Origin of the sequence: Rhodococcus sp. ARC_M6 (assembly GCF_022810305.1) — a bacterium.
Lineage (GTDB): Bacteria > Actinomycetota > Actinomycetes > Mycobacteriales > Mycobacteriaceae > Rhodococcus_F.
Window position 1 is genome coordinate 14964 of record NZ_JALGQH010000047.1, and the last position, 16150, is coordinate 31113.

Here is a 16150-nt window from a genome sequence, read left to right on the forward strand (position 1 = left end):
TCCTACTTTCCGGTGAAGTTCGGGGATCGCTTTTCCAGGAACGCGGCTTGCCCCTCGTGGCTGTCCGCGGTCCGCACGATCGTGTGAAAGTTGCGCTTCTCGTGCTCGAGGCCCTGCGCGAGCGTCGTCTCGTAGGAGGCCAACGCGGCATTCTTGGCGAGGGTGACCGCGATCGGGGAGTTCTTCGCGATCCGCTGCGCCATCGCGATCGCGGCCGCGGCGGCCTGGCCGTCCTCGACGACCTCGGCGACCAAACCTGCGGCCTCCGCCTGTGAGGCCGTCATCGAGTCGCCGGTGAGCAGCATCGCCATGGCCTTTGCCTTGCCGATCGCCTGAATCAGTCGCTGGGTGCCACCCGCCCCGGGGATGGCGCCGATCTTGACCTCCGGGACGCCGAACTTCGCGGACTGCCCGGCGATGACGATGTCGCAGGCCAGCGCCAGCTCGCAGCCCCCGCCAAGAGCGAACTTCTCGACCGCCGCGATTACGGGTTTCGGATACGCGGCAAGCAGCGACCACATGTCTGCGATAGGGGCGCCGACGAGGGGGCGCGCCCGGATCTCGTCGAACGCGGTGATGTCTGCTCCGGCACAGAACACGCCACCCTCGCCGGTGATGACCACGGCGCGGACGCCGTCATCCTCGGCGGCAGCAGCTAGTTCGGCGGCGAACGCCGTCTGCAGCGCGTTGTTGAGGCTGTTCATCGCATTGGGGCGGTTGATGGAGAGCACCACCACCGCGCCGTCGCGGGTCGAGCGGAGGATCTCTGTTGTCACTGCGCTGCATCCTTATACTCGTCGGCGTGCTCCACCCGGAGCACCTTCTTGTCCAGCTTTCCCACGCTGGTGCGCGGCAGCGCGTCAACGAACAGGACCGTGTCCGGCATCTGCCATTTCGCGAACCGGTCGCTGAGGACGTCGATGATGTCGTCGCGCGTGAGCTCCGCACCCTCCACCGGGACGACGAGCGCGAGCGGGCGCTCCTGCCACTTCGGGTGCTCGATGCCGACGACGGCCGCGTCCTGCACCAGCGGGTGCGCAACGATCGCGTTCTCCATATCGATCGAGGAGATCCACTCGCCGCCGCTCTTGACGACGTCCTTGATGCGGTCGGTCAGCTTGAAGTACCCATTCGGGAAGATCGTGCCGACATCGCCACTGCGCCAGTAGCCGTCGAGGAAGCGGTCCGCGTCGTCGTCGAGCTTGTGGTACCGCTCGATGACCCATGGCCCCCTCATCAGGATCTCGCCGACGCTCTTCCCGTCGTGCGGCAGGTCGTTGTCGTCGGCGTCGACGATCCGGATGTCGACGCCGGATGTCGGCAGGCCCTGGTAGCGCTTCAGGTCCCACTTCTCATCGTCCGCCGTGAGGTGGCCCTGCATTGACGGCTTGACACCAAGGTTCATGGTGATCAGCGGTGTGGTCTCGGTTGCCCCATATGCTTGGACGAAGTCCGCGCCGGTGAGCTCGTAGAAGTCCCGCATCAGCGACAGCGCGGGTTCCGTGGCACCGGAGAGCAGGCGGGTCGACGAGAAGTCCGGCTTCACATCGAGCGTCTTGATGTAGTCGAGCATCGGCTGGAAGATCGCCGGCGCGCCGTTGGCGACGGTCACGTTCTCCGCGATCATCATGTCGACCAGCATCGAGGTGTCCTCGGCCATGTAACGTCCGGGCAGGATGATCTTCGCCGCCGCCCACATGGTCACGTGCGGGAATGCCCAGGACTGGCCATGGAACATCGGGGTGATGAGCATCGCGGTGTCGTCCCGAGTCATGCCGCTCGCGGCGGCCATCGCCATCGCGTGCAGGTAGGTGCCGCGGTGCGAGTAGTACACGCCCTTGGGTCGGCCAGTGGTGCCCGAGGTGTAGACCGCACTGTATGTGGAGGTCTCGTCGATCACAGGCCAGTCGATCTCGGTGTCGGCCGCGGCCATCAGGTCCTCAAGGTGCAGGACGTTCTCGAGCGTGGTGCTGATCTCGGACAGCGGCTTGTCCGTCATCACGATCCAGCCCTTGACCTGGGGTACCAGCGGCGCAATGGACTCCGCGACGGGAAGCAAGGTCTCGTCCACCAGCACCCACGTCGCGTCGGCATGATCGGTCACGTAGCCGAGGTCCTCCGCCGACAAGCGCAGGTTCATCTGCAGCATCACGGCGGCGAGGCCGGGGATGGCCCAGCTCAGCTCGTAGTGGCGGCGGCTGTTCCAGTCGAGGAGGCCGACGGTGTCGGCCGCGCCGATGCCCAGGCTCGTGAGCGCATTCGCCGCGCGCTTGACCCGCTCATACGCCTCCGCGTACGTGTAGCGCTCCCAGTCGCCGGCCGTCGTGCGGTAGACGATCGCCGTCTCCGGGTAGGTGCGCACCGCGTGCCGGATCAGGTTGGTGGTGTTGAGCTGGTAATTGTCGCCGTGTGTCGAGGGGACTCCCTTGACAAGATTCTTGGTCATTGCCGTGCCTCTCAGATGCGTTCGATGATGGTGGCGTTGGCGGTGCCGCTCGCCTCGCAGATGGTCTGCAGTCCGTAGCGTTTTCCCGTGCGCTCGAGCTCGCACAGCAGGTCGGTGAGCATCCGGGCCCCGGTGGAGCCGAGCGGGTGCCCGATGCTGACTGATCCGCCGTTGACGTTCAGCTTCTCATCGGGGACGTCGAACTCGCGCTGGACCATCAGGGGCACTGCGGCGAAGGCCTCGTTGACCTCGAATAGGTCGATGTCCTCCGCGCTCAGTCCCGCGACCTTGAGCGCTTTGTGGGTGGCGTCGAGCACGGCCGTGAACTGGAGGATGGGATCCGCGGCGGCGACAGACATCGCGACCAGCCGTGCGCGCGGCTTGAGCCCGTGCTGCTCCGCGTAGGCGCGGGAAGTGAGCAGCAGCGCAGCGGCGCCGTCGCTGATCTGCGAGGAGTTCGCGGCGGTGGTGGCGCCGTCGGCCGAAAAGATAGTTCTCAGCGACGCGATTTTCGCGGGATCCATCTCCGCACGGATGCCCTCGTCCTCGGTGATCTCGGGGCCGGTGTTGTTGACCGGGTCGCCGGTGATCGGCACCAGCTGCTCGCGGAACTTGCCCGCCGAGGTGGCCGCGTGGGAGCGCCGATGGCTGCGCATCCCGAACTCGTCGAGCTCCTCGCGGGTGACGCCGAGGTGGGTGTTGAGCAGCTCCGACGCGGCGCCCTGGGCGACCATCGCGTTGTCGTAGCGGGCCAGCTCGCGGGGTGCGTACTGGGCGCCTAGCGGGGCGCCGGGCGCAAACGCCAGCGGGATCGGGACCTGCGACATCGACTCGACGCCGCACGCGATGGCCACGTCGTAGGCGCCGGCCATGATGCCGAACGCCGCGAAGTTGACTGCCTGCTGGCCGGAGCCGCACTGGCGGTCGAGTGTCACCGCGGGCACGGACTCCGGCAGTCCGGCTGCAAGAACCGCGTGCCGGCCGATGTTGCCGGACTGGTGCTCGTGCTGCAGGGCGCAGCCGGCGATAACGTCGTCAATGTCCGTCGCGTCGATCCCGCTGCGGTCCACCAAGTTCCGCAGGGTGTGCCCGAGGAGGTCGGCTGGGTGCCACGCGCTCAACGCTCCGCCGCGCTTGCCGACGGGGGTGCGCACGGCGCCTACGATCACAGCTTCTCGATCAGCCATTCTTCTTCTCCTCTGGTCACGTTGCGGATGCCGACGATGGGGATATCCACCTGTGCGGCCAGTTCTTCCCAATGGGCGTTGCTGGCGCCGGCGAACACCCGTGCCAGCGCCTCGTGCGTGTCCGCCACGCCGAGCGCCTCAAGCGTTCGGCTGCGGAAATGCGGCTCCGGCGCGCCGAGCGCGATGTGGCCGTCCGCGGTCTGATAGATCCCGTACGTCGGGGTGGCGCCGCCAAGCAATGCGCCCTCCCCTACGAGCCCATGCCGGATGGCGGCGCCGGCAGCGGCCGCTGCGTCCTCGAGCACCACTCGATATCGCTGTCCGACACCGGTTTTGGCGGCGCCGATCAGTCCGAGCAGCGCGGCGGAGACGGCACGCTCCGCGCCGAGGAGGTCCGCCGCTGGGATCACCGGCATCAGCGGGGGCTGCAGCGTGCCATGAGCAGCCTGGTAGGTCAGGTCATGGCCGGGCAGCTCCTCCAGCTCGCCGTCGTGGCCGACGATCTCCACGTGGGAGAGCCCGGGGAACCTGGCGGTGGCGTCCCCCAACCCGAGCCTGCGCAGCGCCGACGGCCGCATCGAGGTGATCAATACGTTCGCCCCAGTCAGCAACGCATCCAGCTTGACCAGATCGGACGGGTCCTTCAGGTCCAGGACTGCGACCAGCTGCTCGCCCAGAAGCTCGGCATACCAGCCCGGTGCCCCATGCGCCAGAGGGTCGCCACCGGGCGACTCGACCTTGACCACGCTGGCCCCCATTGCACTCAGCCGCGAGGCGGCGAGCGGACCCGGGAGGTTCACCGCGAGGGTCACGACACGTATGCCGTTAAGGATGTCGAGCATCTTAAGCCTTCCCTTCGAAGTCACTGACCAACTGTACAGTTAATTCAGCACATGTACAGAATTTTCTATGAATGTAAGATGTTCGCTGATGAGAGGTGGAAACATGGATCCCAGCAGCGACCCGCGTGCCAGCACGGGAGACTTGACCGCCAAGGCCCGCATCCGCAACACCGCGATGGATCTTTACGCGGAGTTCGGCGAGGACCGCACCTCGATGCGGACGGTCGCATCCACCGCAGGTGTCACCGTGGGACTTGTGGTGCACCACTTCAAGAACAAGGACGGCCTGCGAGACGCGGTGGAGGAGCTCCTCGTGGAGCACTTCGCTCAGGCCATCGCGCAAGCGCCCACCGATGGCGAGCCGAGACAAGTCATGTCGGCCCGCGACGCGGCAGTAGAGCGGATGCTCGCCGCGCACCCCGAGGTGGTCAACTATCTGCGCCGCGCGCTGCTGGACCCGGCCAAGCCGACGAACTCACTGATCGACCGGCTGACGGCCCTGAGCCGCTCCGAGCTCCGGAAGGCTCGCACGGCTGGCCTCGCGCCCACAGGTCAGCGCGAGTCGGCACAGATCGTGGACGTTATCGTCCGCCAGCTCGGCCAGCTCTTCCTGCAGCCCCTGGTCGACAGCGTCTGGGAACGAGTCGCCGCGCCTGAGGAGTCGGAGTCGGAGAAGCCGAAGCTGACCGTGGCCGTGCGCGATTCAGCCCGGGCAACCGCGCATTCGGGTTGAACACACTGCGGCGCATGCTGAGTCGGCCCGCGCGCCACGAAGCCCCCGGGGCCGGATCCACCACGTCCAGCCCCGTGGCCGACTAATGCAGGGCCAGTAGCCGTTCCCCCACGGCCGCCATCTCCGCGCAGAGCCCACCACGCGCCCGCAGCCGAGGGATCAACGCCACGTCATTCATCATCGACAGCGTTGCCTGCACCAGAATCCGCGCGGTCACCGCGTCAAGCTCCGTGTGGACCGCCCGCAACAGGTGCACCCATTCCGCGATGTAGTCCAACTGCGACTGCCGCGCCCGCAGGCGGTCCTCGGCGGGCAATTGGTCCAGCTCGGTGACGAGCAGATCCACCATGTGTGGATTTGCCAGAGCAAAAGCGCTGTAGGACAACAGGAGCCGCCGCAGTCCATCCTCAGGGTCTGTCGCACGCGCCAGGGCCTGGGCCAGATCCATTCGCAGCCACTCGGTAGCCCGTACGGTGCCCGCGATGAGCAACTCGGCCTTGCTGCCGAAGTGGCTGTAGACGCTGGGTCCAGCTATGCCCACCGCGGCGCCAATGTCCTCCATCCCGACCTTCGCGTACCCGTCCTCGGAGAATAGGCGGATAGCGGCGGCAAGCAGATCTTCCCGTCGGGACTTCCTGGGGGCCAACAACATTGGAGAAGAATCCGGATCTAGGACTCCTGCGGGCAGGGATGTCGTCAGCACGCCGTCGAGCATGCTCGCCAGCAGTTCCGTGAACTGCTCTTCTGGCAGTGTCAGCTGGTGGAAGGAGATGCTGGTGGCGACGCCGAGCAGGCAAGACGCGAGGAACGCCGCATCATCGGCGCCCAGATCCTGGCGGCCTTCCTCGATCACCTCCGCCAAGATCCCGGCGATCGCGCGAATCTGATCGTGGGCCCGCGCTCGGACCTCCTCGTCGAGGTTGCGGGACTCGCGCCGCCACATCACCCCCATCTCGCGATGTTCCAGCAGCACCGGCGCCAGCAAGCCGGACAGCTGGCCGAACCTGTCCGGCCCCAGCCCCTCGAGCAGGCCACGCACCGAGATGATCGACTCGTCCACCACCGTCGTCAGCAGCTCGCCCTTGCCCCTGAAATGCCGGTACAGCGCAGACGGCCCGATCGAGACGGCCTCCGCGATCTCGCCCATCGAGGTCCTCGCGAACCCCTTGGCATAGAAGAGTTTCGCTGCTGCCACAACGATCAACTCGCGGCGGTTGCCCGGCCGAGTGCCACGGACCGGACGGTCATCCAGCCGCATGTCCGGTCCGCTGGCCATCGCTTGGTCTCCTAGCTCGCCGGCCGGCAGTTCGGCCACGTCATCATTCGCAGTTCTTGTTTGACGACCTTACCCGCGCCGGAAATCGGAAACTCATCCGCGAAGATCACCGACTTGCGCAACTCAGTGCCGGCAATCCAGGCTTGCCGCGCGCACCCGCCCCGCGCGCACCCGCCCCGTGCGCCCATGCCCACCGGCGTCACAGCTAGGAACAGCTAGGAACAGCGCCGTGGACTGATCACACATTGACTCCGCCGCCGCAGACGACGGTCTGCGCACTGATGTAGTCGGATTCGGGGGTGCACAGCAGGTAGACGGCCCCCGCCGCCTCGGAAGGCAGGCCCGCGCGACCGAGCGGGATCATTTGCTCCATCGCAGCACGCAGGTTGGGGTTCACACCGACCTTGATCTCCTTGCCCTCCACGTTGATCGTGCCGTCGCCGCCCGCGGGGGTGTCGGTGAGCCGAGTCGTGATCATCCCGAAGGCGACACTGTTGACGGTGACGTTGTAGCGGCCCCATTCCTTGGCGATGGCCTTGGTCAGGCCGATGACGCCGGCCTTGGCCGAGGAGTAGTTGGCCTGACCAGCGTTGCCGCCGGTTCCTGCCAATGAGGAGATGTTGACGACCTTGCGGCACTGCACGGGCACGCCGGCCTCCTTTTCCTTCTTCACTGCCGCGGAGATCACCGGCTGTGCGGCCCGCAGGATCCGGAACGGCGCCTTCAGGTGCACGTCCAAGATGGCGTCCCACTGCTCGTCGGTCATCTTCTGCACCACCGAGTCCCACGTGTAGCCAGCGTTGTTCACGATGATGTCGAGGCCGCCGAAGCTGTCGACCGCGGCGCCGACAAAGCGTTCCGCGAACTCGTCGTCGGTGACGCTGCCGACGCAGGCCACGGCCTTGCCGCCGGCGGCCTCGATGTCCGAGACGGTGTCGTTGGCAGGGCCTTCGTCGAGGTCGTTGACCACGACGGAGGCACCCTCCCTGGCGAGCTTGAGCGCTATTTCTCGCCCGATGCCGCGCCCGGAGCCGGAGACGATGGCGACCTTGCCGTCAAGATTTCCCATGATGATTCACGCCTTTCGAGAGTTGTTAGAGGAGGAGAGCACCACGATCGCGTCACCCTGCAGGGTCACGGTGCCGTCGGCGAGGGTGGCGGTGAGCTCGACGCTGGCACGGCGCTCGCCGCCGACATCGTCGATCGCGACTATCGATCCAGCGCAGGTGACCTGCCCGTGGACGGGGGTGATAGCCGCGAAGCGCACCCGGTAGCTCCGGATTGCTTGCTGGTCAACCCAATTGGTCAGCACGCGGCCGAGGTAGGCCATGGACAGCATGCCGTGCGCGAACACATCCGGCAGCCCCACCGACTTCGCCACATCGCTGTCGATGTGCATTGGATTGTGGTCGCCCGAGGCTCCGGCGAACAGCGCGAGAGTGGTCCGGGAGATCGGGGATATCTTCACGGGCGGCAGCTGGGTGCCGATTTCGATGATCGTCACCGGCCGGCCTCCGGGTTCCGCACGACGATCACGCTGGTGAGATCGGCAACAGCAGAGCCGTCGTCCCTAGTCACGGCCGTCTCCTTGACGATGAACTGCATCGACCCGCCCTTCTTGGCGTAAACGTCGGAGATGCGCGGGCGGGCGGTGAGGACATCGCCCGCAAACGCGGTGGAGTGATAGGTGAAAGACTGCTCGCCGTGCAGGACGTGGCGCAGGTCCACTCCCAGATCGATGGCCCACGCGAAGGGGTCTGGCTGCTCGAGTTCGATGGAGAACAAGAAGGTCGGCGGCACGGGCAGATCTGGATGCCCCGCGGCCGTCGCCGAGTCGAGGTCCGTATACACCGGGTTGTCCTCGCCGATGGCCTTCGCGAAGAAGCGCAGCCGGCCGGCGTCGACGGTCAGGGACGTGGCCGGAATCTGGGTGCCGATCACCGCGGGATCTAGCCCTGTGTGGCCGATGGACATTTATCCCACCTTCTCGTAGAGGGTCACGACGGCCGCGCCGCCGAGCCCGATGTTGTGTTGCAGCGCCAGCCGGACGTCGTCGACCTGCCTGCCCGCCGCCTGCCCGCGCAGCTGCCAGACGAGCTCCGCGCACTGCGCCAGGCCCGACGCGCCGAGCGGGTGGCCCTTCGACATCAGGCCGCCCGACGGGTTGGTGACGACGCGGCCGCCGTAGGTGTTGTCGCCGTCGGCGATGAACTTCTCCGCCGTGCCCTCTGGGGTTAGCCCGAGCGCCTCATAGGAGAGGACCTCGTTGGTGGTGAAGCAGTCGTGCAGCTCCACCACGCCGATGTCCTCCGGCCCGACGCCCGCGGCGGCGTACACCTGGTCCGCAGCGGTCTTCGCCATGTCGAAGCCGACGACCTTGATCATGCTCTTCTCATCGAACGTCGAGCTGGTGTCCGTGGTCATGGCCTGTGCGCGGATGACCACCGACGCGTCGATGCCGTGCTTGCGGGCGAACTCCTCGCTGCACAGGATGGCGGCCGCGGCGCCACAGGTCGGCGGGCAGCACTGCAAGCGGGTCAGCGGGCCGTAGATCGCTGGGGAGGCCAGCACCTCCTCGACCGTGAGCTGATCTTTGAACACCGCGTATGGGTTGTTGGCCGCGTGCTTGCGCGACTTCACGGAGATCTGCGCGAACACCCTCGGGTCCATCCCGTATCGCTCGGCGTACTCGCGGCCCGCACCACCGAAATACTGTGCGGCGAGTGGGGCTTCGGACACGCCTTGCACTTCGTGGGCCACGGTGTCGAAGCGTTCGAACGGGGAGGGCCGGTCCGCCCACATCGAACCGAGCGCGCCGCGCTGCATTTGCTCGAAGCCGAGCGCGATCACGCACTCGACCGTGCCGCTGGCGATGGCCTGGCGTGCGAGCCAGAGCGCGGTCGAGCCCGTCGCGCAGTTGTTGTTGACATTGACGATCGGGATGCCGGACTGTCCCAGTCCGTACAGCGCGGACTGCCCGCACGTCGAATCTCCGTACACGTAACCCACGTACGCCTGCTGCATCTGCGCGTACTCCAGGCCCGCGTCGGCCAACGCCGCCCGCGCCGCCGCCTCGGCCATCTCCGGGTACGGCGCCGTCCGACTTGGCGTTGTGAACGGGATCATCCCGACGCCTGCCATCACTACTCGACCATGCACAATGAACCTCCACATTGAACCTATTGGATATACACTTACGGTATCAGCGGCGGCAGCGGAAGCATAGGGGGCAGCCAAATTTTCAGTAAATAGCCACAGGTCTTGCGCTAACCTTGCGGTCCTGATTGAATCTGCACCGACAGTGTGATCCGAGTTACACTAATTAGATATTCACTTAAGCTGGAGGTCCGCATGCCCACCATCGCCGGAACACTTCGTTTGACCGCCGCCCGCGTACCTGACCGCGAGGCCCTCGTCCATGGAGACGTTCGCCATAGCTACGCGGAACTCGATGCCCACGTGGACCGAGTGGCCGCCGTCTTGCTGGAGCGCGGTGTCGCCAAAGGCGACCGGGTCGCGCTGATGTCGACGAATAGCGACCGCTTCGTCATCGCCCTCTATGCCACCGCTCGCGTCGGCGCGGTCGTCGTGCCGGTCAACCCCGCCTCCGCCGCCCCCGAGCTGGACTACCTGATCCGCGACTCCGGCGCCGCCACCCTGATCTTCGACCCCACCCTGTCCGACGCTGTCCGCACGGCCGTCGCCAACGGACTCCCCGACGGGCTGCGGATCTTCGCCACCTACCCAGCCGTCGAGTTCGAGGACCTGTTCGCGCTCGCCGCCGAACAGCCCGGCGGGCCAGTCGAGGTCGAGGTTTCGGAATCCGACAATGCCGAGATCCTCTACACCTCCGGCACCACCGGCAACCCCAAGGGCGCACTGTTCGACCACTATCGGATCATGTGGGAGGCCACCGCTTCCATCGCCACGATCGGGCTCAAGGACGGTGACCGCCTCCTGCATGTCGCCCCGTTCTACCACTCCGCGGAACTGAATATCCTGCTCATCCCCGGCACTTTGATTGGCGCCACTCACGTCATCCACAACTCCTTCGACCCGGTAAAAGTCCTGGAAACCCTGGAGCGCGAGAGGGTCACCCTGTTCTTCGGTGTGCCCACCATGTTTCAGCTCCTGCTGCGCCAACCGAACCTGGCCAAACTGGACCTCACCGCGTGGCGTACCGGGCTCTTCGGGGCCGCGCCTATGCCTGCGTCGGCCGTGCAACAACTCGTCGCCGCATTTCCCAGTGTCGAGTTCATGAACCTGTGCGGGCAGACCGAAGCCGGCCCGGGCGGCATCTTCCTCAACCACCAGCAGGTCCTCGAGCGCCCCGAGGCCAGCGGCAGGCAGGCGCTGATCACGATGGAGGTTCGCATTGTCGATCCCGAAGGCAACGACGTGGCCCCCGGCGAGGTCGGCGAGATGATCCTGCGCGGGGTCACCATGATGAAGGAGTACTGGAACAAGCCGGAGGCGACGGCCGAGACCTTGGTCGACGGCTGGATCCACACCGGGGACCTCACTCGCCTAGACGCGGACGGCTACATGACGTTGGTGGACCGGCTCAAGGACATGATCATCACCGGCGGCCACAACGTGTACTCGGTGGAAGTGGAGAATGCGATTGCCGCGCATCCCGCCGTGCTCGACTGCGCGGTGGTCAGCCGCCCGCACGAGATCTACGGGGAGTCCATCGTCGCCGTCGCGGTGATCGATGCCGGCGCAAGCCTGGACTTGGCTGCATTGCGCGAGTTCTGCGGTAGCCGGATCACGCATTACAAACTGCCGCACGATCTCGTGATCGTCGACTCGATCCCACGCAACCCGTCGGGAAAGATTCTGAAACGCATAGTGCGCAAAACAATCGCAGCCGAATAGCGGCCTACTCACTCAAGAGACCGACATTGAACTCGGCCAGCCTCTGCCTGACCGCGGCCCCGCTGGATTCGGCGATCTAGCGCACCATTGTTAGACAAACCTGACGCGCACTCCTCGAAGAGGCTGCGGACGCAGCAGGAGTTTCCGTGCGCCTCGCCGACGAAAAGTCATGTAGTGCAGGCATAGTCGCAGATTTTGGGGAGGGCGAGATTGGGAAACGAAAATTCCATGCCGCTCTGAACTCCGCCCTCCGAACAGCCTTGACAGGCTGATTCAGAGCATTGCGCTAACCCACATTCGCACAACTCTTGCAGAAAACCCCGCCGCCGGCACGAGTTTCGGCTTGCGCCAACGGAACACCTTGGATTTGACCGACCGTAAGAAAGTAGCTGTGAGCTGATGATTCGCATGTGTAACAACACCCGTACGGGTTCGGCATGACAACCACGACGGCCGGCATCCTGTCGGAACTCGACAACGGCATCCTCCGATTGACGTTCAATCGACCCGAGCGTATGAACGCGATCGACCTCGAAACGATGAACGCGTTTGTCGACGCCGTTACCAACTCGGCCGACAACCCTGCTGTTCGCACCATCGTCATCACCGGAACCGGCCGCGCATTCTGCACCGGCGCCGACCTCGCGGCAGCCGCGATGAACCCTGCTGAACCTCACGTCGTCATGGACGCGGCAAACGCCCTGATCCGGGCGATCACCAGCGCTAAAGTGCCCGTGATCGCCGCAGTCAACGGACCCGCTGCCGGCGTCGGTGTTTCCATCGCGCTCGCCGCAGACCTGACCTACGCCGCCGAAAGTGCGTACTTCCTTCTGTCGTTCGTCAACATCGGACTGATGCCCGACGGCGGCGCCAGCGCCTTGGTTCCTGCGGCCATCGGCCGAGCCCGGGCAGCGGAGATGTTTCTACTCGGCGAAAGAGTGTCGGCCGAGAACGCAGAACGCTTCGGCCTGGTCTCCCGAACCATTCCCGACGATCAATTCGCGGCACACATCGAGGCCATCGCGACGCGTACCTCGAAAGCGCCGCGGCGTGCCGTCGAACTCACCAAAGCTGCCCTCAATGCCGCAACACTCGACCGCATCGATGCAGCCTTGGAACTCGAAAAGACCGGCCAAGTAGAACTTCTTGTCAGCGCCGACTTTGCCGAGGGCGCAACAGCAATGCTCCAGAAGCGCGCACCGAACTTCAAGTGATTCAAGAGAGGAAACCGTACATAGCCTCCATCGATACAGCGTCCGAGGTACAGCGCTTGCGACGTACCAACTGGAACAACCAGGTCGCTCACCACGCGCAGATGATCCCTGATCACACCGCGCTGCGATTCCTCGGTGATTCCATCTCCTGGAGCACACTGAGCAAACGCGTCGACAAACTTGCCGACGCCCTCTCCCGGCGCGGCGTCAGCTTCGGCGACCGTGTCTTGATCCTGATGCTCAACCGCCCCGAATACCTCGAGGTAGTCCTTGCCACTAATGCGTTGGGCGCAATCGCAGTACCGGTGAACTTCCGTCTCACCCCGCCTGAGGTCACGTACCTGGTCAACGACTCGGGATCCAAAGTCATTGTCGCAGAAGGGCCGCTCGCTCCATTGGCCGCCGCGGCGCGCGCTGCATCCGACGGCATCGACATCTCCATCACCGTCGGCGCGCCGGCCGAAGGTGACAGCCTCACGTACGAGGATCTGATCGCCGAGGCCGGCGACAGTCACATCCCTCGCGACATCCCTGATGACACACCGGCACTCATCATGTACACCTCGGGAACCACTGGGCGACCGAAGGGTTCGGTGCTCTCGCACTCCAATCTCGCGTCTCAGTCCTTGACCTGCATCCGCGCATTCCATTTGTTCAAAGAGGATTCCATCGGATTCTGCGCGACACCGATGTTCCATATCGCGGCCCTCGGATCCATTGCTCCGAGCCTGCAATTGGGCACCACCACGGTTATCCATCCGCTCGGGGCTTTCGATCCGGGTGCACTTCTCGACGTCCTCGAAGCCGAGAAGGTCACCAGCCTGTTCCTCGTTCCGGTTCAGTGGCAGGCGGTGTGTGCCGTCCAGAAAGCGCAACCCCGCGCATTGTCACTGAAGAATATTTCCTGGGGCGCGGCGCCGTCGTCGGACACGATCCTGCGCGCAATGGCGGAATCTTTCCCCGACGCATTCAACGTCGCAGTCTTCGGTCAAACCGAAATGTCGCCTATCACTTGCGTTCTCGATGGTGAGGACGCTATTCGCAAACTCGGATCCGTCGGTCGCGTCATCCCGACCATCTCGGCGCGTGTTGTCGACGAGAACATGGACGACGTCCCGCCCGGGGAGATCGGCGAGATCGTCTACCGCGGCCCGACGATGATGAGCGAGTACTGGAACAACCCGCAAGCCACTGCGGACGCTTTCACTGGCGGCTGGTTCCACTCCGGCGATCTGGTGCGCGTCGACGACGAAGGCTTTGTGTACGTCGTGGACCGCAAGAAGGACATGATCATCTCGGGCGGTGAGAACATCTACTGCGCCGAGGTCGAAAATGCTCTCTACGAACATGATCTGATCGTCGAGGCTGCGGTGGTCGGTCGCCCTGACACCAAGTGGGGCGAAGTACCCGTAGCGATTATCGCCATGGCACCCGGCTCCAGTGCTGATCTGACAATCGAAGAACTCGGCACGTTCCTCGCCGATCGCTTGGCCCGCTACAAGCATCCCAAGGACATCGTTGTGGTGGAAGCCCTGCCGCGCAATGCAAGTGGCAAGGTAATGAAGGGCGAACTGCGCGAGAAGGTTCGATCTGTCGACGCAGTTTCCTGAGCCACACTACGATTTGCGGGCGGTACCTCATCGAGGTGCCGCCCGCTCTGGGTGACCTGCGAGGCACCGATCGTCAACACCAGGTTCATGATGGTCACGTCGATTTTCAGGTCTTCGTGTTGACTCAACAGGATCGTCACCGTCAACTGCGTGGTGTCGCCCACGTATAAGAGCGTGTCTGAAAACTGTGGTGCGGGGTCAGGCAGTACGGGCAAGTCGGCGTGACATGGTGGCGATCATGGCGATGTAGACCATCGCTTCATGATGGTCGGATCGGGTTTCGTAATCACGGACGCAACGACGATGCTTGCAGATCCACGCGAACGTCCTCTCGACCACCCACCGCCGGGGAAGAACCTTGAATCCCTTGCCACTGTCGGTGCGCTTGACGACCTGAACAGTCAGTGACAGAACACTTTTGGCGCAACCGATGAGCCTGCCGGCGTAGCCACCGTCAGCCCAGACCAGGCTGACCGTCGAGAAGTGAGCACGTAACGCCGCCAGGAGTCGGACCGCACCGTCCCGGTCCTGAATCCCGGCCATGGTCACCACAACAGCGAGTAGCAACCCGTTGGTGTCGACCGCGATGTGACGTTTGCGGCCGTTGGTCTTCTTGCCCGCGTCGTACCCTCGGCTGGACCGGGGCACGGTGTCGGCGCCCTGCACCGATTGTGAATCGATGATCGCAGCCGACGGCAGCGGATTGCGCCCGTCTCCGATACGGGCACGGTCACGCAGCGCGTCGTGGATCCGCTGCCACACACCCGCCCGGACCCAGCGGGCGAAGATCGCCCACACAGTGGTCGAGGGAGGGAACTCCGACGGCAGTTGCCGCCATGCGATCCCGCCACGAACGACGTAAAAGATTGAATCGAGTATCACACGGCGACAGTGCTTCTCGGGACGACCACCGTGTCCCTGGGTGTTTCCGGCGGGTGGGAGAAGGGGTTCGAGGATCGCCCACTGTGCGTCGGTGACCGACGACGACGGGTACACCGCGCATCGGTGTCCGCCGGCATGATCGGGGGTAGGGCATGACGGGCAGAGCGAAATGAGCGATGATGACAAGTGAACTCCTGGTCGGGTCGTGGCGTAAGCACCTATTGACCTACCAGGAGTTCGCTCATTCCATGGTCGTCACACGCCGACGCTCCCCAAATTCAGAGTATTCAGATGCCCTCTTAGCCAACGCCATTATCGCAGTGCGAGTGCATCTTTCACTGTTTCAACACTGATGCAAGCCGGCTTTACGTGAAAAATCCAGGCTGACGTCCGAAAAGGCGAACCTGTGGCCAAGCTCGCGGATAGTCGGACGCTGTCAGATCCTGAGCATCCGATTCTCGCCGTGGGTGCGAGCAACAGAGATCCGGAACGAGATGAGATCCCTACCCTGCGGGTGGCTCTCAGTGAAATGGCAGCGATCGAGAACAATTTATCGCTGCGCCAATATGGATTTCGAAGACTTTGCATCCTCTGCCGATGAGGACGGCGTCTTTCGCGGGTTCTGAGCCCAAGGCGGCGGTGTCCGATGTCGAGCCTCGTGGCAGACGGGGCCCGTTCGTAGCAGCATTTTGCTGCCCTTACATTGCCCGTCACGCAGCCGCCGAAGTTCCGCTGGGACGTTTTGTAGAGGGTGCCGTCTCGGAGCATGGCGTGGCCAGAAACGGGTGTACCGACTGTGAAAAATGGCAACGGGGTAGCGCCCATCGGCACTCGACCACGACATGATTTCCGGTTGATCAGAGATTCCACAGTTCGAGGAGCACGGTGTGGAAGGCGTAGGAAACGGACGTACTACTCGGTGGTGGTCAGGTCTCGGTCTCGACTGTGATCGATCCAGGCTCGCCGTTGATGCGTTCGATGGTCGCGCGTTGCGTGTCGGTCAGCATGCCCGGGTTGGTTCCGCCTACCGTCAACGCCCACCACACTGTCTCGTTCATGCCGCAGTGCCCACAGGTTCGGGG

The 16150-nt window shown here is 64.5% G+C and carries 15 protein-coding genes and 1 pseudogene; 6 read left to right on the forward strand and 10 right to left on the reverse strand.

The genetic code is table 11. From position 1 onward, the window contains the following. Nucleotides 1-2: 2 nt before the first annotated feature. The 4 genes from MTX36_RS28140 to MTX36_RS28155 are packed head-to-tail and all read right to left on the reverse strand — an operon-like array spanning nucleotide 3 to nucleotide 4475. On the reverse strand, nucleotides 3-776 hold the full coding sequence (locus MTX36_RS28140) for an enoyl-CoA hydratase-related protein (protein WP_243622955.1): 774 nt from the start codon (nucleotides 774-776) through the stop codon (nucleotides 3-5). Continuing rightward, a complete protein-coding gene (locus MTX36_RS28145; RefSeq protein ID WP_243622956.1) occupies nucleotides 773-2446 on the reverse strand; it encodes a long-chain-fatty-acid--CoA ligase in 1674 nt (557 codons plus the stop codon). Before MTX36_RS28145 ends, MTX36_RS28140 begins: the two co-directional genes overlap by 4 nt. A gap of 11 nt (nucleotides 2447-2457) precedes the next feature. Next, a complete protein-coding gene (locus tag MTX36_RS28150; protein ID WP_243622957.1) occupies nucleotides 2458-3633 on the reverse strand; it encodes a thiolase family protein in 1176 nt (391 codons plus the stop codon). Next, on the reverse strand, nucleotides 3612-4475 hold the full coding sequence (locus MTX36_RS28155; RefSeq protein ID WP_243622958.1) for a CoA transferase: 864 nt from the start codon (nucleotides 4473-4475) through the stop codon (nucleotides 3612-3614). The genes MTX36_RS28150 and MTX36_RS28155 overlap by 22 nt, the downstream gene beginning before the upstream one ends. An 88-nt stretch (nucleotides 4476-4563) precedes the next feature. Here MTX36_RS28155 and MTX36_RS28160 point away from each other — a divergent pair, with 88 nt between their 5' ends. Next, a complete protein-coding gene (locus MTX36_RS28160) occupies nucleotides 4564-5208 on the forward strand; it encodes a TetR/AcrR family transcriptional regulator (RefSeq protein WP_243622959.1) in 645 nt (214 codons plus the stop codon). Nucleotides 5209-5290: 82 nt separating this feature from the next. On the opposite strand, the gene MTX36_RS28165 is transcribed toward MTX36_RS28160, so the two are convergent. From MTX36_RS28165 to MTX36_RS28185, 5 genes are all read right to left on the reverse strand, one after another. Continuing rightward, a complete protein-coding gene (locus tag MTX36_RS28165) occupies nucleotides 5291-6484 on the reverse strand; it encodes a TetR/AcrR family transcriptional regulator (RefSeq protein ID WP_243622960.1) in 1194 nt (397 codons plus the stop codon). A gap of 238 nt (nucleotides 6485-6722) precedes the next feature. After that, nucleotides 6723-7553 (reverse strand): SDR family NAD(P)-dependent oxidoreductase, encoded by an 831-nt coding sequence (locus tag MTX36_RS28170; protein WP_243622961.1) that lies wholly within the window; start codon nucleotides 7551-7553, stop codon nucleotides 6723-6725. Nucleotides 7554-7559: 6 nt separating this feature from the next. After that, nucleotides 7560-7979 (reverse strand): MaoC family dehydratase, encoded by a 420-nt coding sequence (locus tag MTX36_RS28175; RefSeq protein WP_243622966.1) that lies wholly within the window; start codon nucleotides 7977-7979, stop codon nucleotides 7560-7562. A 5-nt stretch (nucleotides 7980-7984) separates the two neighbouring features. After that, nucleotides 7985-8458: a MaoC family dehydratase N-terminal domain-containing protein gene (locus MTX36_RS28180; protein WP_243622962.1), complete on the reverse strand. Its 474-nt coding sequence runs from the start codon at nucleotides 8456-8458 to the stop codon at nucleotides 7985-7987. Beyond that, complete coding sequence (locus tag MTX36_RS28185; protein ID WP_243622963.1) at nucleotides 8459-9643, reverse strand: lipid-transfer protein; 1185 nt, start codon at nucleotides 9641-9643, stop codon at nucleotides 8459-8461. It abuts the gene before it with no gap. A gap of 192 nt (nucleotides 9644-9835) precedes the next feature. Between MTX36_RS28185 and MTX36_RS28190 the strand changes: the two genes are divergently transcribed. The 3 genes from MTX36_RS28190 to fadD5 all read left to right on the forward strand — a co-directional run bounded on the left by MTX36_RS28190 (nucleotide 9836) and on the right by fadD5 (nucleotide 14186). Then, nucleotides 9836-11362, forward strand: a complete 1527-nt coding sequence (locus tag MTX36_RS28190) for a class I adenylate-forming enzyme family protein (protein ID WP_243622964.1) — start codon at nucleotides 9836-9838, stop codon at nucleotides 11360-11362. Nucleotides 11363-11799: 437 nt separating this feature from the next. Continuing rightward, the gene (locus MTX36_RS28195; RefSeq protein ID WP_243622965.1) at nucleotides 11800-12576 is read left to right on the forward strand and encodes an enoyl-CoA hydratase; all 777 of its coding nucleotides are present in this window, start codon (nucleotides 11800-11802) and stop codon (nucleotides 12574-12576) included. A gap of 20 nt (nucleotides 12577-12596) precedes the next feature. Next, nucleotides 12597-14186, forward strand: coding sequence for a fatty-acid--CoA ligase FadD5 (gene fadD5, locus MTX36_RS28200; protein WP_243622967.1), 1590 nt, complete (start codon nucleotides 12597-12599; stop codon nucleotides 14184-14186). Between the two features lie 198 nt (nucleotides 14187-14384). Here fadD5 and MTX36_RS28205 read toward each other — a convergent pair whose 3' ends face one another. Beyond that, the gene (locus MTX36_RS28205) at nucleotides 14385-15182 is read right to left on the reverse strand and encodes an IS5 family transposase (protein ID WP_243622968.1); all 798 of its coding nucleotides are present in this window, start codon (nucleotides 15180-15182) and stop codon (nucleotides 14385-14387) included. Between the two features lie 292 nt (nucleotides 15183-15474). Between MTX36_RS28205 and MTX36_RS30710 the strand changes: the two are divergent. Next, a pseudogene (locus tag MTX36_RS30710) lies at nucleotides 15475-15564 on the forward strand (hypothetical protein); the annotation flags it as partial. Between the two features lie 70 nt (nucleotides 15565-15634). Continuing rightward, on the forward strand, nucleotides 15635-15694 hold the full coding sequence (locus tag MTX36_RS30715) for a hypothetical protein (protein WP_374230567.1): 60 nt from the start codon (nucleotides 15635-15637) through the stop codon (nucleotides 15692-15694). Nucleotides 15695-16150 lie beyond the last annotated feature (456 nt).

Coding starts and splice junctions, on each gene's coding strand:
- MTX36_RS28160 (WP_243622959.1), top strand. CDS start 4,564: ATGAGAGGTGGAAACATGGATCCCAGCAGCGACCCGCGTGCCAGCACG.
- MTX36_RS28195 (WP_243622965.1), top strand. CDS start 11,800: ATGACAACCACGACGGCCGGCATCCTGTCGGAACTCGACAACGGCATC.
- MTX36_RS28155 (WP_243622958.1), bottom strand. CDS start 4,475: ATGCTCGACATCCTTAACGGCATACGTGTCGTGACCCTCGCGGTGAAC.
- MTX36_RS28145 (WP_243622956.1), bottom strand. CDS start 2,446: ATGACCAAGAATCTTGTCAAGGGAGTCCCCTCGACACACGGCGACAAT.
- MTX36_RS28190 (WP_243622964.1), top strand. CDS start 9,836: ATGCCCACCATCGCCGGAACACTTCGTTTGACCGCCGCCCGCGTACCT.
- MTX36_RS28180 (WP_243622962.1), bottom strand. CDS start 8,458: ATGTCCATCGGCCACACAGGGCTAGATCCCGCGGTGATCGGCACCCAG.
- MTX36_RS28170 (WP_243622961.1), bottom strand. CDS start 7,553: ATGGGAAATCTTGACGGCAAGGTCGCCATCGTCTCCGGCTCCGGGCGC.
- MTX36_RS28165 (WP_243622960.1), bottom strand. CDS start 6,484: ATGGCCAGCGGACCGGACATGCGGCTGGATGACCGTCCGGTCCGTGGC.
- MTX36_RS28150 (WP_243622957.1), bottom strand. CDS start 3,633: ATGGCTGATCGAGAAGCTGTGATCGTAGGCGCCGTGCGCACCCCCGTC.